At 61.1% G+C, this 23457-nt stretch carries 21 protein-coding genes and 1 pseudogene; 14 read left to right on the top strand and 8 right to left on the bottom strand.

What is annotated here, in order from left to right; genetic code table 11:
• Position 1: 1 nt before the first annotated feature.
• A complete protein-coding gene (locus tag DI606_RS12460; protein ID WP_043150829.1) occupies positions 2–1351 on the top strand; it encodes an MBL fold metallo-hydrolase in 1350 nt (449 codons plus the stop codon).
• Complete coding sequence (locus DI606_RS12455; protein WP_235209648.1) at positions 1344–1967, top strand: bifunctional 2-polyprenyl-6-hydroxyphenol methylase/3-demethylubiquinol 3-O-methyltransferase UbiG; 624 nt, start codon at positions 1344–1346, stop codon at positions 1965–1967. Before DI606_RS12460 ends, DI606_RS12455 begins: the two co-directional genes overlap by 8 nt.
• 23 nt (positions 1968–1990) lie before the next feature.
• On the opposite strand, the gene DI606_RS12450 is transcribed toward DI606_RS12455, so the two are convergent.
• From DI606_RS12450 to DI606_RS12440, 3 genes are read right to left on the bottom strand one after another with little or no spacing between them, the layout of a single operon-like run.
• Positions 1991–3406, bottom strand: a complete 1416-nt coding sequence (locus tag DI606_RS12450; protein ID WP_043150834.1) for an efflux transporter outer membrane subunit — start codon at positions 3404–3406, stop codon at positions 1991–1993.
• Positions 3393–4565 carry an efflux RND transporter periplasmic adaptor subunit gene (locus DI606_RS12445; protein ID WP_043150836.1) on the bottom strand — a complete coding sequence of 391 codons (1173 nt, stop codon included), beginning with the start codon at positions 4563–4565 and terminating at the stop codon, positions 3393–3395. The genes DI606_RS12450 and DI606_RS12445 overlap by 14 nt, the downstream gene beginning before the upstream one ends.
• Complete coding sequence (locus tag DI606_RS12440) at positions 4558–7734, bottom strand: efflux RND transporter permease subunit (RefSeq protein WP_043150837.1); 3177 nt, start codon at positions 7732–7734, stop codon at positions 4558–4560. The genes DI606_RS12445 and DI606_RS12440 overlap by 8 nt, the downstream gene beginning before the upstream one ends.
• A 244-nt stretch (positions 7735–7978) precedes the next feature.
• On the opposite strand from DI606_RS12440, the gene DI606_RS12435 reads away from it, so the two are divergent.
• The 3 genes from DI606_RS12435 to DI606_RS12425 all read left to right on the top strand — a co-directional run bounded on the left by DI606_RS12435 (position 7979) and on the right by DI606_RS12425 (position 11451).
• Complete coding sequence (locus DI606_RS12435) at positions 7979–9271, top strand: FAD-dependent oxidoreductase (RefSeq protein WP_043150839.1); 1293 nt, start codon at positions 7979–7981, stop codon at positions 9269–9271.
• A gap of 6 nt (positions 9272–9277) precedes the next feature.
• Complete coding sequence (locus tag DI606_RS12430; protein WP_293983422.1) at positions 9278–10717, top strand: 5'-nucleotidase C-terminal domain-containing protein; 1440 nt, start codon at positions 9278–9280, stop codon at positions 10715–10717.
• A 104-nt stretch (positions 10718–10821) separates the two neighbouring features.
• A complete protein-coding gene (locus DI606_RS12425; RefSeq protein ID WP_043150841.1) occupies positions 10822–11451 on the top strand; it encodes a peroxiredoxin in 630 nt (209 codons plus the stop codon).
• A gap of 36 nt (positions 11452–11487) precedes the next feature.
• On the opposite strand, the gene DI606_RS12420 is transcribed toward DI606_RS12425, so the two are convergent.
• Positions 11488–11868 (bottom strand): metalloregulator ArsR/SmtB family transcription factor, encoded by a 381-nt coding sequence (locus tag DI606_RS12420; protein ID WP_043150842.1) that lies wholly within the window; start codon positions 11866–11868, stop codon positions 11488–11490.
• The gene (locus DI606_RS12415; RefSeq protein ID WP_043150871.1) at positions 11865–12524 is read right to left on the bottom strand and encodes a peroxiredoxin; all 660 of its coding nucleotides are present in this window, start codon (positions 12522–12524) and stop codon (positions 11865–11867) included. The genes DI606_RS12420 and DI606_RS12415 overlap by 4 nt, the downstream gene beginning before the upstream one ends.
• A gap of 116 nt (positions 12525–12640) precedes the next feature.
• Here DI606_RS12415 and DI606_RS12410 point away from each other — a divergent pair, with 116 nt between their 5' ends.
• The 8 genes from DI606_RS12410 (at position 12641) to DI606_RS12375 (ending at position 19593) form a co-directional block, all read left to right on the top strand.
• On the top strand, positions 12641–13549 hold the full coding sequence (locus tag DI606_RS12410; protein WP_051519925.1) for an MBL fold metallo-hydrolase: 909 nt from the start codon (positions 12641–12643) through the stop codon (positions 13547–13549).
• Complete coding sequence (locus tag DI606_RS12405) at positions 13549–13980, top strand: YeeE/YedE thiosulfate transporter family protein (protein ID WP_043150843.1); 432 nt, start codon at positions 13549–13551, stop codon at positions 13978–13980. Before DI606_RS12410 ends, DI606_RS12405 begins: the two co-directional genes overlap by 1 nt.
• Positions 13980–14417, top strand: a complete 438-nt coding sequence (locus DI606_RS12400; protein WP_200866918.1) for a DUF6691 family protein — start codon at positions 13980–13982, stop codon at positions 14415–14417. The genes DI606_RS12405 and DI606_RS12400 overlap by 1 nt, the downstream gene beginning before the upstream one ends.
• Before the next feature lie 21 nt (positions 14418–14438).
• Entirely contained in the window at positions 14439–16124 is a 1686-nt protein-coding gene (locus DI606_RS12395) for a bifunctional protein tyrosine phosphatase family protein/NAD(P)/FAD-dependent oxidoreductase (protein ID WP_293983414.1), read from the top strand.
• Between the two features lie 5 nt (positions 16125–16129).
• Positions 16130–16906 (top strand): sulfite exporter TauE/SafE family protein, encoded by a 777-nt coding sequence (locus DI606_RS12390; protein ID WP_043150876.1) that lies wholly within the window; start codon positions 16130–16132, stop codon positions 16904–16906.
• A 157-nt stretch (positions 16907–17063) separates the two neighbouring features.
• Positions 17064–18467 carry a cytochrome ubiquinol oxidase subunit I gene (locus DI606_RS12385; RefSeq protein WP_043150844.1) on the top strand — a complete coding sequence of 468 codons (1404 nt, stop codon included), beginning with the start codon at positions 17064–17066 and terminating at the stop codon, positions 18465–18467.
• 5 nt (positions 18468–18472) lie between these two features.
• Positions 18473–19480: a cytochrome d ubiquinol oxidase subunit II gene (gene cydB, locus DI606_RS12380; protein ID WP_043150846.1), complete on the top strand. Its 1008-nt coding sequence runs from the start codon at positions 18473–18475 to the stop codon at positions 19478–19480.
• Positions 19480–19593 carry a DUF2474 domain-containing protein gene (locus DI606_RS12375; protein WP_081764090.1) on the top strand — a complete coding sequence of 38 codons (114 nt, stop codon included), beginning with the start codon at positions 19480–19482 and terminating at the stop codon, positions 19591–19593. Before cydB ends, DI606_RS12375 begins: the two co-directional genes overlap by 1 nt.
• A gap of 13 nt (positions 19594–19606) precedes the next feature.
• On the opposite strand, the gene DI606_RS12370 is transcribed toward DI606_RS12375, so the two are convergent.
• A complete protein-coding gene (locus tag DI606_RS12370; RefSeq protein WP_293983404.1) occupies positions 19607–21358 on the bottom strand; it encodes a chloride channel protein in 1752 nt (583 codons plus the stop codon).
• A 125-nt stretch (positions 21359–21483) separates the two neighbouring features.
• On the opposite strand from DI606_RS12370, the gene lgt reads away from it, so the two are divergent.
• The gene (gene lgt / locus DI606_RS12365) at positions 21484–22320 is read left to right on the top strand and encodes a prolipoprotein diacylglyceryl transferase (RefSeq protein WP_293983401.1); all 837 of its coding nucleotides are present in this window, start codon (positions 21484–21486) and stop codon (positions 22318–22320) included.
• Between the two features lie 46 nt (positions 22321–22366).
• On the opposite strand, the gene DI606_RS12360 is transcribed toward lgt, so the two are convergent.
• Positions 22367–22627 carry a helix-turn-helix domain-containing protein gene (locus DI606_RS12360; RefSeq protein WP_293983445.1) on the bottom strand — a complete coding sequence of 87 codons (261 nt, stop codon included), beginning with the start codon at positions 22625–22627 and terminating at the stop codon, positions 22367–22369.
• Between the two features lie 732 nt (positions 22628–23359).
• Positions 23360–23457 (bottom strand): annotated as a pseudogene (locus DI606_RS12355) (IS5/IS1182 family transposase); the annotation flags it as partial.

Here is a 23457-nt window from a genome sequence, read left to right as displayed (position 1 = left end):
TATGCTGCTGGAAAAGATCAAGACGCCGGGCCTTTCCCACCTGTCCTATCTGGTGGGGTCGGGCGGGCAGGCAGCCGTGATCGACCCACGCCGCGACTGCACCATCTACCTGGAGAAGGCGCGTGCAGCAGGGCTTGAGATCACGCATATCTTCGAGACTCATCGTAACGAAGATCTTGTATCTGGCGCGCCAGTGCTCGCCGGCATGACGGGTGCAAAAGTGCTGCATGGGCCAAACCCGGAGCGGCCCATAGTTTATGCGACGACAGCGCGGGACGGTGATTGTTATGCCGTTGGCCAACTGGAAATCCGGGCCATGGAAACACCCGGCCATACGGATGACCATCTGGCCTATGCGCTGTTTGATACCGCCTATCCGGACAAGGCGGTGGGCGTGTTCACTGGCGACGCCATGTTCGTTGGCGATGTCGGCCGCACTGATTTTTATCCCGACCGGCGCGAGGAAGTGGCCGGGCTGCTGTTCGATTCCCTCCGCAAGCTGCTGGCGCTCGGCGATCAGGCCATCATCTATCCGGCGCACGGTGCCGGCTCGGTCTGCGGATCAGGCATGGCCGATCGCGAGTTCTCCACCATCGGGCACGAGCGGCTCAACAATCCGCGCCTCCTGATCACGGATCGCGAGGAATTCATTCGGTTAAAAGTCAACGAGAACCACTATCAACCGCCCTATTTTCGGCTGATGGAACGGCTGAACGTGGAAGGGGGCAGTGCGCCGCCGCCGGTGATGCGCCCGCGCCGCCTTTCGCTCGCGCAGTTAGGGGACTGCGAAGCGGATCATCTGGTCGATGTCCGCGAACCCATGGCCTATGCCTCGGGCCATCTGCCTGGCGCGATGAGCCTGCCCGTGGATATGATTTCCGCATTTGCTGGCTGGTTCATCCGCGAAGGGGAAAGCGTCGCCCTGATCGCTTCAGATGAAGATCAACTCGCCGCCGCGCTGGAACATCTGGTGCGGATCGCGCTGGATAATGTGGTGGGTGGCTATGTCGGCATGGTGCCTGCCGCGGCGAAAGGCGTAATGATGCAGCAGACGCCCATGATCGATACGGACGAAGTCGAAAACCGTTTGGGTGGTGTTGAAGGGTGGACATTGCTGGATGTGCGCGATGCAGACGAACGGGCCAAATCTGCCATCGACGGATCGCACCATATCTATGTCGGCCAGCTTAACGACCGTTGGCAGGAACTGGACAAGAAGCGCCATTACACCCTGATGTGCGCCAGCGGCATGCGCGCGACGGTCGCCGCAGGGTGGCTGGCCAGCCGCGGTTTTGAAAAGCTCGACATCTATCTTGGTTCGATGGGAGCATGGAAGGCAGCGCATGACTGATCGTATGGATTCAGCCGCATTCTGGGACAGTCGCTTCGCTTCGGAAGACTATGTCTTTGGAACCGAGCCCAATGCATTTGTGCGCCGTGAAGCGGGCCGTTTGACGCGAGGCGGGCGGGTGCTGGCGGTGGCCGATGGGGAAGGGCGCAATGGGGTCTATCTGGCCCAACAGGGCCTGGATGTTACCGCAACCGACATATCCGCCGCCGGAATCGCGAAGGCGCGCAGGCTGGCGCAACAGCGTGGAGTTTCCTTGACGCTGGAGCAGGTTGATCTGGCCGCCTACGACTGGCCGGAGGCTGCATTTGACGCGGTCGTGGCGATCTTCGTGCAATTTGCCGATCCCATATTGCGGGCCAAGATGTTCGCCGGCTTTGCCAGAACTTTGCGGCCCGGCGGCATTCTGCTGCTGGAAGGCTATCGCCCGGAACAGCTGGAATATGGCACCGGCGGGCCGAAAGTGGAGGACAACCTCTATACCGAAAGCATGCTGCGCGACGCCTTCGCCGGGTGGGATATCATTTCCCTGCGAAGCTACGATGCGGATATTCGTGAAGGCAGCGGCCATGGCGGGATGTCCGCACTGATCGATCTCGTCGCGCTGCAGCCCGGCTAGCCTCAGCCGGATCCGTATCCGTATCAGCCACCGGCTGGTTCGACCCTGTCCGTCCCGCCGCCAAGCGCGCGAACAAGGGTGATCGCTGCCCGCTGCCGCGCTGTCTGCACAGTGATGAAGGCCTGTTGCGCAGCCAGGGCGGCAGTTTGTGCGGTAACGACTTCCAGATAGTCCGCCGCGCCATCGCGATAACGGTCCAACGCCAGTTCTTCCCCGCGCGCAGCGGCCTGCGCGGCCCGCCGCCGGTCGGCTTCCTCGGCCGCCAGCGCCGCGTTGCTGGCCAGCGAATCCTCTACTTCCTGGAAGGCATTCAGCACTGTTTCGCGGTAATTGGCGGCGAGGATGTTGTATTCCGCCTCGCTGACGGCAACCCGCGCCCGCTGCCGCCCGCCATCAAACAGGTGGAGCACCGCCGACAATGGTCCCAGCGCCCAATATCCGGTTGGGGCGCTGACAAGGGGCGCACCACTGGCCTGAAAACCACCGGCCAATGCCAGATCGATGCGGGGGAACCGGGCCGCCTTCGCCACGCCGATGCGGGCATTGGCAGCAATTAGCCGCCGCTGTGCCCCGGCAATGTCAGGTCGCCGTTCGAGCAGGGTGGATGGCAGGCCCGGCGCAATGGTGGGCAAAGCCCCAATGCTATCGGCGGGGGCGACGGCAAATTGCCCGGGTATCATGCCAATCAGTGTTGCGATGCGGTTTTCCAGCGTCGCCCGGCGTGCCGCGATCTGCCGGAACAGCGCTTGTGCATTGGCGAGTTGCGTCTGCGACCGACTGCGATCCACGCCCGATGCGATGCCGCCTTCATGGCGGATGCGGATCAGTGCGTCTGACGCTTCGTAAGCGTCGACTGTGCGGCGCAGCAGGGCACCTTCCCGGTCAAGTCCACGCAACTGGAAATAGGCATCCGCCAGCGCGCCATGAAGGCTGAGGCGGACGGAGGCGAGACTGGCCGCTTCGACTCCCGCGTCCGCTTCGCTAGCCCGGATGCTGTCGCGCACCCGGCCCCACAGGTCGATTTCATAGTTCAGCGCACCGCCCAGAATATATTGGTCCGCCGTTATCGGAACGCCGGGACCGATGGGCCGTCCAGCGGAAAGCCGTTCGCGCGAAATGGCCGTGCGGGCATCCAGCGTGGGGACAAGATCCGACCCCGCAAGGCGCGCCTCCGCCCGCGCGCGGTCAAGCCGGGCTACTGCTGCGGCAAGGCTTGGGCTGCCCTCGTCCGCCCGCGCGATCAGGTCGTCCAGTACAGGGTCGTCGAAATCACGCCACCATTGCCCTCGCGGCTGCCGATCCGCCGGCGCGGCATCCTGCCAGCGTGCGCCATATTTGTAACTTTCCGCCACCGGCGTGGCCGGAATATTGAGTGGCGGCGCCATGGAACAGCCCGCCATCAACAGCAAGGCGGGCGCGGCGAGGTTAATTCTGCGCATTGGCAGTACCTTTCCCCCGGTTGCGGACGATGCGAACCCGATCGCCTTGTGACAGCGCTTCTGGAGGAGTGGCGATCACGCGGGCCTGCGGGGTCAGGCCGGAAGCGATCTGCACGCTGGCGCCATCGTCCCGTCCGATCATAACCTGGCGCATCGTCACGCGCCCTTCGCGATCGACCAGCCCCACCATCGTTCCCTTCGGTGTGACAATCAGCGCACTGGCAGGCAGTGTTACGGCGGTGCCCGCCGCCATGGGGATGGCCACTTCGGCATAGCCGCCCGGCTTCAGCCGCTGGCCAGTATTGTTCACCTCGAACTCGGCCAGTACCGTGCCCGATGCCCGGTCCACCGCACCTGCTGTGCGTACCAGTGCGGCGTCGAAACGCTCGCCCGGATATTCCGGTACGGTCAGACTGGCCACCACGCCCCGCGTCAGCTGTCCTGACAAGGCCTGGGGCACACGGACGCGCAGGCGCAGTCGGCGGTCATCTGCAATGGTGAACAGGGGGCTGGCCGCGCCGTTGCCCGCATTCACCAGGGCGCCTATTTCCGCGTTGCGGCTGGTCACCCGGCCTGCAAAAGGTGCCACAACACGGGTGAAGCCGAGTGTGGCGCGCAATCGTTCGACATTGGCACGGGCCGAACTGGCAAGGGCCGTTGCCGCCGCTAGCCGCCCGCTCTTTTCATCGGTTTCCTGTTGCGATACCGCGTCCTTCGCGCGCAGCGCGTCCCAACGTACGGCCGTAGTTTGCGCCAGTCCACGGTTGGCTTCTGCCGTGCGCAGGTCCGCTTGCGCCTGTGCCAGTTGTTGTTTCACCTCCGGCGCGTCCAGCACGGCCAGAACCTGCCCCGCACGCACATGATCGCCAATATCGACCAGTCGCTGCGCCACATAGCCGCTGGCGCGAGCATGGATGGCGGCTTCGTTATCTGGTTCCAACATGCCGGGTAGATGAATTGCGCCTGCTTCCGCCGGTTGTGGGTGCAAGACATTGACGGTCGGCAATGCATTGGCGCGGGCGAATTCCGCTTGTTCGGTATGGTCCGCATTGCGGGCAACGATGCCGCCACCCACCAGCAGCGCAATGCCAACAACTGCCGCCGCACCATAAAGGCGGCCCTTTCGCGATGAAGTCCGTGATGGGGTGGGATCAGACATGGCTCGGTTCCAGTTCGATAGTGCGGGTTTTCGGGGCGCCCTTGCGGTGGGCCAGCGCGAAGAGCGCGGGCACCAGCACCAGCGTGGCGATTGTGGCGAACGCCAAACCGCCGATCACCGCCCGGCCCAGCGGCGCGTTCTGTTCCGCCCCTTCGCCCAGGGCCAGCGCCATGGGCGACATGCCGATGATCATTACCAGCGCGGTCATCAGCACCGGGCGCAGGCGCACCATGCCCGCTTCCAGTGCGGCCGTTGCAGCATTGCCCGTTTCCGCCAGCCTTTCGCGCGCGAAACTGACGACGAGGATGGCATTGGCAGTGGATACGCCCATTGCCATGATCGCGCCGATCAGTGCCGGTACGGACAAAGTGGTGCCGGTCAGGAACAGCATCCACGCAATGCCTGCCAATGCGGCGGGCAACGCGCCGATGATTACAAGCGGATCGATCCAGTTCTGGAAGTTCACCACGATCACCAGATAGATCAGCACGATCGCCGCGATCAGGCCGAATGCGAGGCCGGTGAAGGCTATGTTCATCGTTTCATATTGGCCGCGCAGTGTGACGGTGGATGCTTTCGGCAGGTCCTTTTCCAGCGCGACGATGGCGGCGTTCACATCGGTCGCAACTGCACCCAGATCACGCCCTTGCGTGGTGGCATAGATGTTGATGACCGGCTGAATGTCATATTTGCTGACCACGGACAGTGTGTTGCCGCGCGTGATCCGTGCGACACCGCCAAGCGTTTGCGATGCTGCATCGACGCTGCCTGCGACCGGCAGCGCGGCCAGATCGGCGACGGAGCCTACGTCCCGTTCCGGCAATTGCGCCACGACAGGATAGGACACGCCGTTTTCCGGGTTGAGGTAGAATACGGGCGAGCTTTGCGCCGTACCGGCAAGCGCAGTGCCAAGGCTGGCCGTCACATCCCGCTGGCTTAGGCCATATTGCGCGATGCGTGCGCGGTCGACATCGACATTCAGTTGGGGATAGCGGGTCGATTGCTGAATGCGCGCGTCGGCCAGCCCCGGAATCTGCCGCACGCGTTTCAACAGTTTTTGCGCATATCGCTGATTTTCCGGGATGTTGCGCCCGCGTATCTGGATATCGAGAGGGGCTGGCGATCCGAAATTGAGAATCTGGCTCGTCATGTCTGCCGGCAGGAAAGCAAAATCGACGCCTGGGAATTTGAGCGGTAACTGGTGGCGCAATGCATGCACATATTCATTCGTATCCCCGTGATCCTTTGACAAAGTGATCAGGATATCGCCTTCATTAGAGCCGACCGTGCCGGAATTGGCATAAATATTGTTCAGCGCCGCCAGAGAGATGCCAATATTATCGACCATCGTTTCGATTTCCGCATCGGGGATCACGCTGCGGATATGTTGTTGCACCTGCGCGAAAGTGGCGGAACTCTGTTCGATCCGCGTCCCCGCAGGCGTCCGCACATGCAGGGCGATTTGACCGGCATCCACCGCCGGGAAGAAGTCCCGACCAAGCAACGGCACCAGCGCCAGCGACAGAAGCATGACGCTTAGAAAGACCATGGCAAAGCCGCGGCGAACATCCAGCACGCGGCGCAGCAACTGGCCATAACGCGCGCGCATCCGCTCGAACCATTGGTCGAACCCGCGCTGAAAACGAACGAATATATTGCGCGTTGGGCGGGTCTTTGCTTCCTCATCATGCGGGTGCAGCAGGAACATCGCCATGGTCGGCACCAGCGTGCGGGCGAGCACGAAGGACGTGAGCAAGGCGAATATCACCGCCAGCGCCAGCGGCACGAACAGGAAGCCCGCAATGCCGGGCAGAAAGAACATCGGCACGAAAACGATGCAGATGCTCAGCAACGCGACCAGTGCCGGTTTCACGATCTGTGCCGCACCATCCAGGATGGCAGCGATCACGCTCTTGCCTTGTTCCAGATGCCAGTTGATGTTTTCGATCGTGACAGTGGCATCGTCCACCAGAATGCCGATCGCCAGCACCAGCCCGCTCAGCGTCATCAGGTTCAGCGTGTGGCCCACCGCGCCCAGACCGGCAATGGAACCCAGGATCGCCAGCGGGATGGCCGTGACGATGATGATGGTCGATCGCCACGATCCAAGGAAAAGCAGAATCATGAGCGAGGTCAGTAGGGCAGCGAGAGCGCCTTCGGTCACCACCGACGAAACCGCCGCTTTGACCAGTTCTGACTGGTCACCTATTGCTGTCACTTTCAGCGTATCGGGCAGGCCTGCCAGCGCCTGCGGCAGGCGCCGCTTGATCCCGTCGACAATGGCGAGTGTGGATGCGCTACCGCTTTTAAGCACGGTCATCAAAGCGGATCGCTGCCCATCCACATGGACCACGTTGATCTGCGGTGCGGACCCGTCGCGCACCTGTGCGATATCGCGCATCAGGATGGTGGCGCCGTCCACCACCTTCACCGGCAGATTGTTCAGTTGCTCGACCGATGCCGGGGCGTTGTTCAGGCGGACATTATACTGCAGGTCGCCGATTTTGGCGAAGCCGACCGGGCTGATTTGCGTCTGCGCGGTCAGCGCGTTCGCTACGTCTTGCGCAGAAAGGCCACGCGCCTGCAACGCGGCCGGATCAACATCGATCTGCATCTGGCGCTGCTTCCCGCCAGAAGGGAATGGCATGGCTACCCCGGGCACCGTGACTAATAGCGGACGGACCTGGTTCAATCCCAGATCGAATAGCTGCTGTTCGCTCAAGCCCTTTCCCGACAAGGCCAGTTGCAGGATGGGCACGGTCGAGGCGTCGTAATTGACGATCATGGGCGGGGTGATGCCCGGCGGCAGCTGGCGCAGGATGGTTTGCGAAATGGAGGTGACCTGTGCCGTGGCCGTGCGGATGTCGACGCCCGGTTGGAAATAGATCTTCACCACTGCGACCCCGTTCAGGGACTGGCTTTCGATCCTCTCGATATCGTTGACCGCATTTGTCAGCACGCGTTCATACGGCGTGACGATGCGCCCGGCCATGTCCTGCGGGGACAGGCCGGTATAGGTCCATGCCGTCGCAATCACCGGCACGCCGATGCGCGGGAAGATGTCCACCGGCATCCGCAGGATAGACAATACCCCAATGCCGAAGATCATCACGGCCATCACGATAAAAGTCAGCGGTTTCGTCAGCGCGGTGCGCACTAGCGCGATCATCGTTCGCCGCGCCCTGATGAATTGGTCATGGTTTTGAGCCTCCCGTCGGGGAGGTCAAAAGCGGCACTACCTTAAGGCAGGCTTATGCCAGAACTATAAATTTGCTGCCGCGCAGCGCGGATCTTGCCGCATCCGCGAGTGGTAAGGATGCCTTAAGCTGCAAGGCTATCATGCGGGGCTGCAACGCGCGCGCGATATTCGTTGTACTAACGTATCGCCACCCGCGACGGCCAAGGAGATTACTATGCCACACTATGATGGTCGCCCCCATGTCCTCATTCTTGGCGGCAATTTTGCCGGGTTGGCCTGCGCACAGAAGGTGCGGCAATATGTGGGGGACAAGGCGCGCATCACCGTAATCGATCGCAAAAGCTATCTGCTGTTCATTCCCAACATCCCGGCTGACGTGTTCGAAGATCGCAACCCAGCGCTGCACCAGCGGATGGATCTGGTGCCCATTCTGGCAAAGGATGAGATCGATTTTATCCATGGGGAAGTCACTGCTGTCGACATCGCAGCGCGCAATGTAACCTTCAGGCCCGCAGAACGGGGTGGCGCCGAAGATCATGTCGAACATTATGATTATGTCATCTTCGCACTGGGTGCCCGGCTTGCTTATGACCGGATCGAGGGTTTCGCCGAGCATGGCCACACCGTCAGCGACCTGTATCACGGGGAGCAGCTGCGCCGCTATCTCAACACCCGCTACGCAGGCGGCCCGATCGCGATCGGATCGGCAAGGTTCCACCAAGGGGACGGAGCTGACGGTCTGGAACCCTATCCCGGCGGATCGATCCCGCGGGCGCTTGCCGCCTGTGAAGGGCCTCCCGTCGAGGTCATGATGTCGATGGCGACCTGGCTCAAGGATCGGAAACTTGGCGGCCCCGAAAACGTCACTGTCTTTACGCCAGCCCCCATGATCGCGGAAGACGCAGGCGAGGATGTCGTCAAACAACTCCTGACACTCGCGACCAAGATGGGCTTCAACTACTGGAACAACACGCAGGATATCACGCGACTGACGGCCGACGCCATCGAGTTTGCCGATGGCCGCACCTTGCCGGCAGAGGTGAAGATCATTTTCCCCGACTGGGTAGCGCACGACTTTGTCAAAGGCCTGCCTGTCAGCGATTCCGAAGGGTTTATCAAAACCGACCTGCTGATGCGCAACCCTGACCACCCCGAAGTGTTCGCCTGTGGCGATTGCGCCGCTGTTACGGTGCCCAAATTGGGCGCCATCGGACATCAGCAATCAGACATCATCGGGCTTCAACTTGGCAAGATTTTCGGCACCGTGGATGCCGAAAAGGCTGACGTTCCGCTGAAGCCCGAGGTGCTGTGCATCGGCGATATGGGCGATGGGAAGGCGTTCTGGATACATTCCAACAGCTGGTTCGGCGGTGACCGCCAAATATTGAAGATGGGGCGCGTGCCCTATTTTCTGAAAATGCGATATCGCGACATGTTCTTTGCCGCAGATGGCAAAGTGCCCGCATGGGGACTGGATGCCGCAGCGCTGATCGCGGAAGGGGTTTGAGCCGCCATGACAAACCTGACCATTTTGCAACTGAATGATCTGCACGGCTATGTGGAGCCCCATTCCGAACTGCGGCGCGATGCGCATGGCGATTTCCAGTTCGCGCAGATGGGTGGGCTGGCGCGAATCAAGACTCTGTTCGACCAGGCACGGCAGGAAAATCCCGGCGGAGTGATCGCGCTGGATAATGGCGACACGTTCCACGGCACCCATTTCGCCGTGCAGGATCGGGCACGGGCGATGGTGCCACTGATCAACGCGCTGGGCTTCGACGCGATGACGCTACACTGGGAGTTTGCCTACGGCCCGGAACGTGTGGCTGAGATATCGAGCGAGCTGGCCCACCCTATGCTCGCTGCAAATATCTTCTGCGAAGACAGTAGCGAATTGTTTATGCCGCCCTCGACCATCATCGAACGCAACGGGGTGCGGATAGGCATTGTCGGCCTAGCCTGCCCGATTGTGGACAAGACGATGCCGCCATCTTTCAGCAAGGGGCTTCGCTTTGTCACGGGCAATGCCGAACTGCCCGGCCATATTGAACGGCTGCGGCAGGATGCCGATCTGATTGTGGTCCTGTCCCACCTCGGTTTTCCGCAGGATGTGCAACTGGCCAAGGACGTGGCCGGAATCGACGTGATCGTCAGCGGCCACACCCATAACCGCATGGAAAACGCCGTCGTCGTCAATGGAGCGATCATCTTCCAGTCTGGCTGTCATGGCTCCTATGTCGGGCGGCTCGATCTGGATGTTTCGGAAAATGGCATTCAGGGCTGGCGCCATCGCCTGATACCCGTCGATGACAGCGTTGCGAGCGATCCGGGCCTGGCGGATGCTGTCGCCGCGGCTCTCGCAAGCGAAAGGCAGTCGATGAGCGAGGTCGTCGGGCACACGGACGTCGCGCTGCATCGGTATGCGATGCTCAACAGTCCGATGGATGACCTGTTGCTCGAAGCTATTGCCGAGGCAGCGGGAACGCCGATCGCCTTTTCTAATGGCTGGCGTTACGGCGCACCGATCGCGCTTGGACCGATCACGATGAACGACCTTTGGAACATGGTGCCGGTGGACCCACCTGTTTCGGTTGTGGACGTTACCGGCGCGGAAATCCGCGAAATGCTGGAGGAAAATCTCGAGCGAACCTTTGCGTCGGATCCGTATGAGCAGATGGGCGGCTATATCAAAAGGATGCGCGGCGTGCGGCTCGTCTTCAAAGCGGAGAATGATAAAGGCCGCCGTATTGACCGACTATATATCGACGGCGCTCCGATTGAGGAATCTGCTCGCTACACCGCCGCTTTTATTACTGCCCAAGGTGTCCCAGCGAAATTCGGCGCTAACCGGCGTAAACTGCCTATCTCGGCGATTGACGCTCTGCGTCGAAGGCTTGCGAGACCATGGCTTGGGGCCGATGGCGCGGAAAGCTCAAGCACTGAACTCATATAATTGCGCATATTCATATACACGATCACAGAAAGTTATATATTATGTTGGTCGCTTTCGGTATCCTGCGGTAGGTGTCTGTTATCGCAACCCCGAAAGGACCCGACATGAGCCTGCACATTGGCGACATCGCACCCGATTTCACCGTCGATACCCAGAACGGCCCCATCAGCCTGCACGAATGGGCCGGGGAATCCTGGGTCTTCTTCTTCAGCCACCCGGCCGATTTCACGCCGGTCTGCACGACCGAAATGGGCCGCACAGCCCAGCTTGCCGATCAGTTCGAGGCCCGCAACGTCAAACCGCTCGGCCTGTCGACCGACACTGCCGACGAGCATCGCAAATGGATCGAGGATGTCAACGACACCCAGAACACCAACCTGACTTTCCCCATCGTCGCTGACGCGGATCTGTCGATCGCCAAGATGTATGACATGATCCACCCCGATCAGAGCGCGACCGCAGCGGTGCGATCGGTCTTCATCATCGATCCAAAAAAGAAGATCCGGCTGACAATGACCTATCCGATGAGCGTGGGACGTAACTTCGATGAGATATTGAGGGTGATCGATGCGCTGCAACTCGGCGACGCCAAGCGTATCGCGACTCCGGCAGACTGGCAGAAGGGTAAGGAAGTGATCATTCCTCCCTCGATCAAGGATGACGAGGCACGCGCCCTCTTCCCCCAGGGCTGGACCGAGCATCGCCCTTATCTGCGCACCGTATTGGTGGACTGAGAGTTTGATGCTGCGAGGCTTTTGAGCCTCGCAGCATCATTTACGTGGCGTGATCCGCGCGAACATGGCCGCCCCCCCGCCAGCCTGCGGTCGGGCCGCGACCGCGTCTGCACGGGATATGGCTACCGTCCCCGCATAGGCATCAAGCAGCGCGCTGACTTCAGCGATACGGGCCTGGTTGATTCGATAGAAAACCAGCTTTGCCTCGCGTCGTGTATGCACAAGGTCGGCCTTTCGCAGAACACCGAGCTGTTGGCTGAGGCCGGGCTGCACCACATTGGCTAAATGTTCGATCTCGCCGACCGAGCGCTCGCCATCTATGAGCGTGCGCAGCAGGGAGAGGCGCACCGGATGTGCAAGCGCCCGAAGCAAATCCGCCGCGGCCTCGAGATCAAGCGTCGCGATATCCGCCATCATGCCTGATCCTTGATCGGCGTGTAGAACCAGTCGGTGCCGGCGGGCGCTGCCAGCACGTCTGCGACATCGTGGCTTGGGACCGCGAGCAGATCACTGCCTGGCATCCAACCTTCCGGCGCCAGAGCCGATCCATCATGGACACGCTGAAGCGCGGCGACGAGGCGCAGCATCTCCTCCACGGAGCGCCCGACGCTGGCCGGATAGCAGGTCGATGCCCGCAATATCCCGTCCGGATCGAGGAAATAGGTCGTCCGCACCGCGCTGGCATCCATCGCGTTTGGGCCGACCATTCCATAGGCGCGCGCGATCTCCAGCGTCGGATCTTCGATGATCGGGAAGTCCACGACGACATCGAACCGATCGCGGATCGCGCGGATCCAGGCGAGGTGGGAAAACAGGCTGTCGACCGACAGTGCCATAAGTTCGCATCCCAGTGTCGCAAACCGGTCATGCGCGCGCGCAATCGACACAAACTCGCTGGTGCAGACCGGCGTGAAATCCGCCGGATGCGAAAAGAGCGCAAGCCAGCGTCCTCGGAAATCTGAAAGTGACACCTGGCCACGGGTCGAGCGCGCGGTGAAATCCGGCGCTTCCTCGCCAAGGCGCAACGCGGAACAGGAGGGGAGTTCAGAAGCCAAATCGAACCTTTCATTCATGCTGATCGACATTGTCATCAATCTCGTCGGTTGACGCAACCATAATACTCGATTATTTGAACCGTGTAAGTGAGAAAGTTTGGAGAGTCGAGATGGACCACCCTGATGAGCCGCTCATGCTCGCAGCGCAGATTGTAACGGACACCCGCGCCGGCGAAATACCCGCGCCAGTTGTGCGCTCTTTCTTTGACGAGGCGACATTCACTGCAAGCTATGTGGTGCATGATCCGGTGACCCGCGCCGCAGCGATTATCGACAGCGTGCTCGATTTTGATTCTGCATCAGGCCGCACCGAGCACGGCTCTGCGCAGGCCATCATCGACTATGTCCAGGCTGAAGGACTGAAAGTCGAATGGCTGCTGGAAACGCATGCCCACGCAGATCATCTGTCCGCCGCGCCGTTCCTCCAGGAAAAGCTCGGCGGCAAGCTCGCGATCGGTCGCGCAATCACGACAGTCCAGAGCGTATTCGGCAAAATCTTCAATGAGGGCACGCAGTTCGAGCGTGACGGGTCGCAGTTCGACCATCTGTTCGATGACGGCGACAGGTTCGCGGTCGGGTCGATTCCTGCGGTCGCGCTGCACGTGCCGGGGCACACGCCCGCCGACCTGGCCTATGTGATCGGCGATGCTGTGTTCACCGGCGATACGCTGTTCATGCCGGACTATGGCACCGCCCGCGCGGATTTCCCCGGCGGCGATGCGCGAATGCTTTATCGCTCCATCCGCCGTCTGATGGATTTGCCGCGTGAAACGCGCACTTTCCTTTGCCATGATTACAAGGCGCCGGGCCGCGACGACTTTGTGTGGGAAACCACGATCGGCCAGGAACGCGATTCCAATGTCCATGTCCATGTAGGCGTGGGCGAGGACGAATTTGTCGAGATGCGCACTCGGCGTGACGCGACGCTGGGGATGCCGCGGCTCATCCTCCCCTCGATACAGGTGAACATGCGTGGCGGGCATCTGCCCGAGCCAGAAGAGAATGGCACGCGCTACCTCAAGCTTCCGCTGGACGTGCTGTGATGCCTGATTATGCGATGCCGGGGCAGGGGCTGATCGGTGGCCTGATGATCGGCGTGGCGGCTGCCATCATGCTGCTGGGCGCGGGCCGCATCGCCGGCGTCAGCGGCATGGCGGCGCGAGCGATCGGGCTGGGCAGCGGCGCACCGCGCTCGCTTGCGCTGGCATTCATCATCGGCCTGCCCCTCGGCGCGGCACTTGTCGCATGGGCGGCGGGACCGATCCTGTCACGCTTCCCCATGAGCATGGCAACGCTCGCGGTCGCAGGGCTCGTCGTCGGCATTGGTACGCGGCTTGGGTCGGGCTGCACGTCCGGTCACGGCGTATGCGGCATGTCGCGCCTGTCGAAGCGATCCATCGTTGCGACATTCACCTTCATGGCGACGGGCTTTGTGACTGTGGCAATCGTCAATGCGGTTGGAGGTAGCTGGTGATGCGCGGCGTGATCGGCCTTGTCTCTGGCCTGTTGTTCGGCGCGGGCCTCGCCGTGTCGGGCATGATGGATCCCGTGCGGGTCCGCAGCTTCCTCGACCTGTTTGGTGCCTGGGATCCCACCCTTGCCTTCGTCATGGGCGGCGCGATGATCCCGATGGCAATCGCCTGGCTGATCCAGCGGCGGATGGCGGCGCCAGTTGCCGATGCCGATTTTCATCTGCCCGACACCGATCCAATCACGCCGCGCCTGCTCGGCGGCTCTGCCTTGTTCGGCATCGGCTGGGGGCTGGGCGGCCTTTGCCCAGGCCCGGCGCTGGCCGCATTTGCCATCAACCCTCCGGCAGCCGCGGTTTTTACTGCTGCGATGGCGGTCGGCTTCGCGATCGTCTGGGCGCTTGATCGCCCGTCGGGACCACGAACGCCGGTCCACGCCTGAACTTAAGAAAGGAGAGGTTCGATGAATCCCCATAAGCTCGACGAAAAGCTGCTCGTTTGTGGCCAGATTACCCCGGAAGACATTGACCAGGCCGCATCTGCTGGCGTCCGTCTGATCATCAACAACCGGCCTGATGACGAAGAGCCCGGCCAACCTCTCTCAGCCGACCTGAAGGCAAAGGCTGACGCGCTCGGCATTGCCTATCGTCATATTCCCATCAGCGGTGGCAATTTCGACGAGGCATCTGTTGCGGACTTTGGCGATGCGCTGGCCTCTGCCGATGGCCTGACCCTCGCTTTCTGCCGGACAGGAACCCGCGCCACGACGCTCTGGGCATTGTCCCAAGCCGGATCGCGCCCGACCGCAGCCATCCTGAGCGCGGCAAATGCAGCTGGCTATGACCTGTCGCAATTGCGCGGCCGGATCGAGACCGCATCGGCCAGCAGCCCCAATGGCCCCGCGACCGATCGACCCGCCGCCCGCTATGACGTTGTCATTGTCGGCGGGGGTGCAGGCGGCATCGCGACGGCGGCATCGATCCTCAAGCGGGATTCCAAGCTTTCGGTGGCGATCATCGAACCGCGTACGGAGCATTATTATCAGCCCGGCTGGACGATGGTCGGTGCAGGCGTGTTCGAACCGAAATCAACTTGCCATTCGATGGCGTCAGTGATGCCCAAGGGTGTCACCTGGATCAGGGAAGCCGTGCAAAGCTTTCAGCCCGAACAGGATCAGGTGACGACAGCCAATGGCCGCGCGATTGGCTATCGCGCGTTGGTTGTCGCGCCGGGCAATGTGCTCGACTGGGACGCGATCGACGGGCTGGCGGCAACGCTGGGCCAGAACGGCGTGACGTCCAATTATCGCTACGACACAGCGCCCTATACTTGGGAGCTGGTACGCAATCTGCGGGAAGGCGTGGCGCTGTTCACCCAGCCGCCGATGCCCATCAAATGCGCCGGCGCGCCACAGAAGGCGATGTACCTGTCGTGCGACAACTGGCTTGAACGCGGCGTCCTGAACAACATCGATGTTGCCTTCCACAATGCGGGCGGCGTGCTGTTCGGCGTGAAGGACTATGTCCCCGCGCTGATGAGCTATGTCGAGCGGTACGGCATCGACCTCAATTTCGAATCCACCCTGATCGCGGTCGATGGCGCGGCAAAGACCGCGACCTTTCGCGAAAAGACGGGCGAAGTGACGCGCGCGTTCGACATGATGCATGTGACCCCGCCCCAGATCGCGCCGCGTTTCGTTGCGGACAGTCTGCTGGCGGACAAGGCAGGCTATGTCGAGGTCGATCAGGTGACGTTGCAGCACGTCGGCTATCCTAATATCTTCGGCCTTGGCGATGGTGGCTCCACACCCAATGCCAAGACCGCCGCCGCGGCTCGCAAACAGGCGCCGATCGTGGCGGTCAATCTGCTGTCGGTACTTAAGGGTGGAGAGCCGGTTGCCGGTTATGACGGCTACGGCTCCTGCCCGCTGACCGTCGAGAAGGGCAAGATCGTCCTTGCCGAGTTCGGCTATGGTGGCAAGCTCATGCCGAGCTTCCCAAAATGGCTGATCGATGGAACGCAGCCTGCGAGGCTGTCCTGGCTGCTCAAGTCCGAGGCGCTGCCGTGGATTTATTGGAACGGCATGCTCAAGGGTCATGAGTGGCTGGTGAAGCCGCAACCGATCGAACGCGTGCGTCAGGCGGCGTGATCACCATGCTCGAACCCCTGCAATATGTGCTGGGCCTCCTGTCAGGCTCGCTGGTCGGCTTCTCGCTGGGACTGGTTGGCGGCGGCGGCTCGATCCTCGCCGTGCCGCTGATGGTCTATCTGGTCGGTGTATCCAGCCCGCATGTCGCGATTGGCACGTCGGCGCTGGCGGTCGCCGTCAACGCCGCGACGGGGCTGGCCAGCCATGCACGCGAGCATACGGTCAAATGGCGCTGCGGCGGCATGTATGCCGCGGCAGGTATCCTTGGCGCGCTGGGCGGGTCGACGGTCGGAAAGGCGTTCGACGGACAGAAGCTGCTGTTCCTGTTCGCCCTGGTGATGATCGTCGTCGGCATACTGATGCTGCGCGGGCGCAAAGCGCTGGGCATCCCGGGTGCCCAATGTAATCGTGAGAATGCGCCCAAAGTTCTGGGCTATGGTCTGGGCACCGGCATCTTCTCGGGCTTCTTCGGCATCGGTGGCGGTTTCCTGATCGTCCCCGGCCTCGTTGCATCGACCAGCATGCCGATTATCAACGCGGTCGGAACCAGTCTCGTCGCGGTAACGGCATTCGGCCTGACGACAGCCGCCAACTACGCATTTTCCGGGCTGATCGACTGGGTGCTGGCTGGCGTGTTCATCACTGGTGGCATCGCTGGCGGGTTCATCGGCACAATCGCCGCCAAGCGGCTATCCGGGACCGGAACGCTGACAACCGTGTTCGCGGTGCTGATCTTCGTCGTCGCGGCCTATATGCTCTGGAAGAGCGCGGCGGCCCTGTGACCGCGATCCCCGACAAGGAACGCCGCTGCCAGGCGATCGCCGCGCTGATCGCATCCGGGCAAGGCGTTTGCATCAGTTGCCGACAAATCGGTATATCCGAAAAGACATTCAATCGCTGGCGGCGCGCACAGCGCGCAGCTTTACCGGAAGACTAAAGATGTTCGACGGACTCGATGCCCTGCTGCTCGCCCGAATCCAGTTCGGGTTCACGGTCAGCTTCCACTTCATCTTTCCGGCCTTTTCGATCGGCTTGGCCAGCTATCTGATGGTCCTGGAGGGACTGTGGCTGAAAACCGGGCGGGACATCTATCTCGACCTGTTCCGCTACTGGGTGAAAATCTTTGCAATCGCCTTTGCGATGGGCGTGGTCTCCGGCATTGTCATGTCCTATCAGTTTGGCACCAACTGGTCGGTTTTCTCGACAAAGGCTGGACCGGTGATCGGGCCGCTGATGGCCTATGAAGTGCTCACCGCCTTCTTCCTGGAGGCCGGATTCCTCGGCGTCATGCTGTTCGGCATGTCCAAGGTGGGCAAAGGCCTGCATTTCGCCGCTACCTGCATGGTGGCGCTTGGCACGTTCATTTCGGCCTTCTGGATCCTGTCGGTGAACAGCTGGATGCAGACGCCCACCGGCTTCGAGATGTCACCCGATGGCCGTTTCCTGCCGGGCGAATCCTGGCTGGCGATCATCTTCAACCCTAGCTTCCCCTACCGGCTCGTCCATACGGTGATCGCCGCCTATCTGACCACCGCTTTTGTCGTGGGCGCGGTCGGCGCCTGGCATCTGCTGCGCGACCGCGCAAACCTGCATGCGCGAAAGATGTTCAGCATGGCAATGTGGATGGCAGCGATCGTCGCGCCGATTCAGATTTTCGCTGGCGACATGCACGGCCTCAACACGCTGGAGCATCAGCCCGCCAAGGTCATGGCCATGGAGGGGCATTACGAGAGCCACCCGGACGGTGCGCCGCTTATCCTGTTCGGCATTCCCAACAGCGCGGAGAAACGCATCGATTATGCCGTGGAGGTTCCCAAAGCGTCATCGCTGATCCTGAAGCATGATCTGAACGCACCGCTCGCCGGCCTCGATACGATTCCCGATGACCGTGAGCCTCCCGTGCCGGTCATCTTCTGGTCTTTCCGGGTGATGGTCGGCATCGGCTTCGCCATGCTGGGCCTTGGTCTGTGGAGCCTGGTCGCGCGGATGCGTAAACGTCTCTACGACTGGTCGTGGCTGCATCGCGCCGCCGTGCTGATGGGGCCGTCAGGCTTCGTGGCAGTGATTGCCGGGTGGATCACGACGGAGGTGGGGCGCCAACCCTATACCGTTTATGGCCACATGCTCACGGCCCAAAGCGCGTCGCCTCTCGCCGCGCCTGCGGTTGCCGCCTCGCTGATCGCGTTCGTCATCGTGTATTTCGCAGTCTTCGGTGCGGGCGCTTGGTACATTCTACATCTGATGCACAAGCCGGCCGGGCCGGATGAGTCCGAGCCTGAGCATATGCCGGTACGCACTGCGGGTATTACGCCTGCGCCGGCCATCGCGACTGGGGCGGAGTAAACAAAATGGGCATTAACGTCGATTTGACGGTCGTCTGGGCTTTCATCATCGCCTTCGCCGTATTCATGTACGTTGTCATGGACGGGTTCGACTTGGGCATCGGCATCCTGTTTCCGAGCTTCAAAGTTGGGGATGAGCGCGATCAGGCGATGAATTCGATCGCGCCGGTGTGGGACGGCAACGAAACATGGCTAGTGCTGGGCGGCGGCGGGCTCTTCGCTGCCTTCCCGCTCGCCTATGGTGTCGTCCTGACCGCGACCTACCCACTTATTATCGCGATGCTTTTGGGGCTCGTTTTTCGTGGTGTGGCCTTTGAATTCCGCTGGCGCGACCCACGGCACCGTGCGCTATGGGACATTGCGTTCAGCCTGGGCTCGTTCATAGCCGCCTTTGCGCAGGGCGTGACGCTGGGCGCGATCCTCCAAGGCGTTCAGGTCGAAAACCAGGCCTATGCCGGTGGCTGGCTCGACTGGTTGACCCCGTTCAGCCTGTTGACCGGCGCTGGGGTGGTTATCGGCTATGCGCTGCTCGGCGCTGCCTGGCTGATCTGGAAAGTCGAAGGTAGCGCAGAGGCGCATGCCCGCCGACTGGCGCTGTGGGCGGGGGCAGGCACGCTGGTCGCGATGGCGGCCGTCAGCGCCGCCACCCCGTTCCTGCAGTTCGAATATTGGAAGCGCTGGTTCGACATGCCCGGCGTGCTGGCGACGGCGCAGGTGCCGCTGCTTACCGCGATCGTCGCTGTCCTGTTTTTCCGCAAACTGCGCGGCGGTGCCACCGCTGCACCGTTTCTGCTTGCGCTGGCCCTGTTCGCGTTAGGATTTGCAGGACTTGGCATCAGCCTATTTCCTTACATCGTGCCCGACAGCATCACCATATGGGATGCCGCCGCGCCCGAGCGGAGCCAGATATTCATGTTGGTAGGGACCGCGATCATCATGCCGGTCATCCTTGCCTATACTGGATGGGCCTATTGGGTCTTTCGTGGCAAAGTTGGCACGCACGGCTATCACTGATGAAGTATACGCCCTTTTGGAAGCGGCTGGGATGGATGGCGCTGATCTGGACCGGGAGCGTTGTTGCGCTCGGTGCAGTATCGATGATTCTGCGCTTCTGGCTGAAGCCCTGATATCGACAGGCAGTCAGTTTTCGCCATAAAGGTCGCGCTGCGAACGATCGATCTCGTCAGCATAGCGTTTGCGAACGTATTTTTCGGTCAGCATACCCAAAATCCGTCGATCTTCATCGACAACGGCTAGATCGTCGGCTCCACTCACGTCGAATGCTTCCATGATTGAAGCGATCGACATTTCAGGTGACAGCACGACATTCTGGAGGATAGCCAACTCGGAGATGGCCCGCTCCGCCGAGCCCAAATCTGCAAAGACGGCCGCAGTCGGCACCAGGCCCGCGTAGAGGCCTGATCGGTCCTGCAGGAGTACCCGGCTCGTCGAACCCAACGGGAACTGCTGCCTGAAATCGGACATCGAAAGTGTCGGCAGTGCGGTCGCCGGGGCAGCGCGCATCATCTTGCGTGCCGTCAACGAACGCATCCAGCCAATATCGCGCGCGCTTCGGATCACTTCACCACGCAGGTGCAGGCGCCAGGTCGAGAAGGAGTAACCGAAGCGCTCCCGGACCAGAGCGCTCGAGCACAGCGTTGCGGTGAGCACCACCGCGGTGATGCCGAAATCATGCGTCGCCTCAAGCACCAGAAGGGACATGGTCATTGGCCCTCCGACGACCGCTACGGCCAGCGCCGCCATCCCAACCAGTGCTGCGTCCACCGGCGATAGTGAGACAACCCCGGGGATCAGCATCCATAGCCCGGCAAGAATTTGACCGAGCAAGGCGCCCAAGAAAAGTGATGCAAAAAACAGACCGCCACGAAAGCCGAAGCCCAGCGACACCACGGACGCGAGGCATTTGAGTACAAAAATAAAAGCGAGCGCGCCGATCGCCAGCTCTCCACCGATGGTGAGATGCAGCGCCCCGTGCCCGGCCGAAAGCGCGTGAGGAGAAGCTAGTGCAATCGGGATAAGCAGCGCCCCGCCAACTATCGGCCTTGCCCACTCCGGCAGTGGGGTTCGACGGACGCAAGCTTCCGCAAGTGATACCAAGCGCATAAGTGCGATGCCCACCAATGCGCAAGCGAGACCCAGGATGGCGTAAAGCAGATAGTCCACTGTCTCGAGGCTCTGGCTGCTGGTGGCGGCAATGAGATACGGTGTGGCGCCGAGCGTACGTGCGGTCACGACGGCTGCTAGTGTCGCGGCCACGACGGGAGCGATGCTCGCCGGCGTGTAGGCGCCGATGACGATTTCAAAAGCATAGAAAGCGCCGGTCAGAGGCGCGCCAAACGCTGCACCGATCGCGGCCCCCGCCCCTGCCCCTACCAAAACGCGCAGGTCGTTGCGCCGCAGGTTCAACCATTGGCCGATGAGCGATGCAATGCCGCCTCCGGCCTGTGCATAAGCTGCCTCCAACCCCACCGATGCACCGCAACCGTTGGAAATCAAGGTCTGACCGGATACCAGCATCGTGTCCCGAAAGGGTATGCGCCCGCCATGGAGGGCGTTCGCCTCGACAACGTCGATAGCTGTCCGCTTGTGATTGCGGACAAGGAGAACGATCCCTGCAAGCACCAGGCCGCCTAGCGGCAACGCTAGAAGCCGTACGGGCGGGATGTGCGCAAGACCGCTCAAGCGATCATCGACCTGAAACCCGTAGAGCGTGGACTGGAAAAAATGCGCAGTTGCGCCGAGCATAGCCGCAAGCAGGCCCGCAGCAATGCCAACGCCGACTGCCAAGAGAATGAAGCTGGCTTCACTGGAACGAAAAATACGGCGCGCCGCCGACACGATGCCCGCAGGACGCAAGAAACGCTCACTCATCCCGGATTTCGCAGAGCGCCGTTCTGCTGCGCAAGGACTTTTGGAGGAGGAGCATGCCGAGGATACCATTTGAGCCTGAGTTAGGGAGATGCGAAGGGGCATTTTCCCTTAGAATGGACTATCCTATGAGTCTCGCGGGTCATGCCCAAACCGCGATCTATTTTTCGTCGCTGCATCTCAATCCCGTGCTGGTTCAGATCGGGCCGTTCGCGCTGCGCTGGTACAGCGTCGCCTATATTTCGGGCATTCTACTGGGCTGGTTCTATCTGATCCGGTTGCTCGCCGAAGATGGGGCACCGATGACGCGTGACCAAGCCGACGGCTTGGTAACATGGGTGACGGCGGGCATCATCATCGGCGGGCGTCTTGCCTACGTTCTCTTCTACGACTTGAGCACCTACGTGGCCCAGCCTTGGAAGATCTTCCAGCTCTGGGCGGGCGGCATGTCCTTCCATGGTGGTGCGTTCGGCGTGGCGATCGCAATCATCATATTTGCGCGCAGCCATAGCCTGCGGTGGCTTAGGATCATCGACTATGTCGCGATGTGCGCCCCGATCGGGCTGCTGCTTGGCCGCCTTGCGAATTTTGTAAATGGCGAGCTTTGGGGGCGGCCAACGACTTTACCCTGGGGCATCGTCTTTCCCGGCGGCGGCCCCTATCCGCGCCATCCGAGCCAACTCTATGAAGCTGCGCTCGAAGGGCCCTGTCTGTTCCTGTTGCTCTGGTGCCTGTTCCGTTTCACGAATGCACGCCAGCGTCCCGGCATGCTGAGCGGTGCGTTTGTCCTTGGCTATGGCGTGTTCCGGTTTCTCGTTGAATATGTTCGCGAGCCCGACAGGCAACTCATTGCTTTCACGACAGCGACCGGGCTGCATATGGGGCAATGGCTCTGTATCCCGATGATCGCTGGCGGAACGGCCCTGATGCTTTGGGCCATCCGGCGACAGCCATTGCCGTGCTAGACGAACGCAAGCCGAACCACCAATGCTTCGATCCACTCGACCTGGATCAGCTCGCCACGGCAATCCCGGCGATAGCGAGGCTGATACGGGCGAGGACGACAGGCTTGACGATCCTTCCAAAGACCGGCGTCATCATCAACTTGCGCAGCTTCTCACGCGAGATTCGGAGATCATGCCGTTCCGCCAAATACTCCGCAGCCAGGGTAGGACCAAAATCATGATAATGGGTCCGAACGAGTGCGACAATCTGATCTCTGATGGCATCATCCAAGCGCCGGTTGCCGGGTCGACCAGGGCGGCGCGACACAAGCCCGGATGATCCATCGCCGCCTGCTTTACGCTTCGCCCAGTCTGCACCAGACGATATAATATTCGCCGCTCGTCCAATCCGAGGTGATGATACCGGCCCATCATTCGCATTCCTTGAAAAGGGGAAACCCCATAGAAATCCAAGGAATTCGCACTTCAATCTAGAATCCGCCGCCTACAAAAAACCGGGTTGATAATAATAGGTATGTTAAATTGTTTAGGAGCGTGCCCTGTATGGTGACGACATCACATTTCGGAACAATGTAGATGTTCGAATTCCCGGCACCTTTCGCCCCAGGGGATTTGAGTGAATGGAAATCTACCGGCGAGGCGTCACGACAATGTCTATGGGTCAATCGCTTGATATTTTCGACCGCCAAGTTTCTTTTGGCGAAAAGGGCGGATCGAAACTTATCAATCGCGTAGCCGTCACAAGCAAACACAGCATGCATCAATGGGGACCGTGCGCGGGCCGCAGAACGGTCTGTGGAGTAAGTATTCACAGTGATGTAAAACTTTGAATAATATTGAAAATATGGAACTTCGATCATATACGTGAGGATATTGGATGTCGCCTTCGGTTGTATCGCCCTCCCGCAACCAACGGTGCCACAACTAAGGCCCCAGTCCCATCGGACTGGGGCTTTCGGCGTTTCTGACGATCGCGCCCGTCCCTGGCCGTTACCGCGGCCTGAGCGAACTCCAGCATTCTAGGCTCGGGACTCACTGATCATAGCCAGAAGATGACGGTGGCAGCGAGAGCGATGGCCGAGAAGAAGGCGTGGGGGCACCGGTCGTAGCGCGTTGCGACCCGTCGCCAGTCCTTGA

It is taken from the genome of Sphingobium sp. (assembly GCF_003248505.1).
In the GTDB taxonomy this organism is placed as follows: domain Bacteria; phylum Pseudomonadota; class Alphaproteobacteria; order Sphingomonadales; family Sphingomonadaceae; genus Sphingobium.
The sequence above is the reverse complement of the archived record's forward strand: the minus strand, read 5'-3'. Positions and strand labels throughout refer to the sequence as shown.

Excerpts from the sequence above, each read along its gene's own strand:
- DI606_RS12370 (WP_293983404.1), bottom strand. The coding sequence starts at position 21,358 with ATGAGTGAGCGTTTCTTGCGTCCTGCGGGCATCGTGTCGGCGGCGCGC.
- DI606_RS12375 (WP_081764090.1), top strand. The coding sequence starts at position 19,480 with ATGAAGTATACGCCCTTTTGGAAGCGGCTGGGATGGATGGCGCTGATC.
- DI606_RS12440 (WP_043150837.1), bottom strand. The coding sequence starts at position 7,734 with ATGATCGCGCTAGTGCGCACCGCGCTGACGAAACCGCTGACTTTTATC.
- DI606_RS12445 (WP_043150836.1), bottom strand. The coding sequence starts at position 4,565 with ATGTCTGATCCCACCCCATCACGGACTTCATCGCGAAAGGGCCGCCTT.
- DI606_RS12390 (WP_043150876.1), top strand. The coding sequence starts at position 16,130 with ATGCTCGAACCCCTGCAATATGTGCTGGGCCTCCTGTCAGGCTCGCTG.
- DI606_RS12410 (WP_051519925.1), top strand. The coding sequence starts at position 12,641 with ATGCTCGCAGCGCAGATTGTAACGGACACCCGCGCCGGCGAAATACCC.
- cydB (WP_043150846.1), top strand. The coding sequence starts at position 18,473 with ATGGGCATTAACGTCGATTTGACGGTCGTCTGGGCTTTCATCATCGCC.
- DI606_RS12430 (WP_293983422.1), top strand. The coding sequence starts at position 9,278 with ATGACAAACCTGACCATTTTGCAACTGAATGATCTGCACGGCTATGTG.
- DI606_RS12455 (WP_235209648.1), top strand. The coding sequence starts at position 1,344 with ATGACTGATCGTATGGATTCAGCCGCATTCTGGGACAGTCGCTTCGCT.
- DI606_RS12460 (WP_043150829.1), top strand. The coding sequence starts at position 2 with ATGCTGCTGGAAAAGATCAAGACGCCGGGCCTTTCCCACCTGTCCTAT.
- DI606_RS12450 (WP_043150834.1), bottom strand. The coding sequence starts at position 3,406 with ATGCGCAGAATTAACCTCGCCGCGCCCGCCTTGCTGTTGATGGCGGGC.
- DI606_RS12405 (WP_043150843.1), top strand. The coding sequence starts at position 13,549 with ATGCCTGATTATGCGATGCCGGGGCAGGGGCTGATCGGTGGCCTGATG.
- DI606_RS12385 (WP_043150844.1), top strand. The coding sequence starts at position 17,064 with ATGTTCGACGGACTCGATGCCCTGCTGCTCGCCCGAATCCAGTTCGGG.
- DI606_RS12425 (WP_043150841.1), top strand. The coding sequence starts at position 10,822 with ATGAGCCTGCACATTGGCGACATCGCACCCGATTTCACCGTCGATACC.
- DI606_RS12435 (WP_043150839.1), top strand. The coding sequence starts at position 7,979 with ATGCCACACTATGATGGTCGCCCCCATGTCCTCATTCTTGGCGGCAAT.
- DI606_RS12400 (WP_200866918.1), top strand. The coding sequence starts at position 13,980 with ATGCGCGGCGTGATCGGCCTTGTCTCTGGCCTGTTGTTCGGCGCGGGC.
- lgt (WP_293983401.1), top strand. The coding sequence starts at position 21,484 with ATGAGTCTCGCGGGTCATGCCCAAACCGCGATCTATTTTTCGTCGCTG.
- DI606_RS12415 (WP_043150871.1), bottom strand. The coding sequence starts at position 12,524 with ATGAATGAAAGGTTCGATTTGGCTTCTGAACTCCCCTCCTGTTCCGCG.
- DI606_RS12420 (WP_043150842.1), bottom strand. The coding sequence starts at position 11,868 with ATGATGGCGGATATCGCGACGCTTGATCTCGAGGCCGCGGCGGATTTG.
- DI606_RS12395 (WP_293983414.1), top strand. The coding sequence starts at position 14,439 with ATGAATCCCCATAAGCTCGACGAAAAGCTGCTCGTTTGTGGCCAGATT.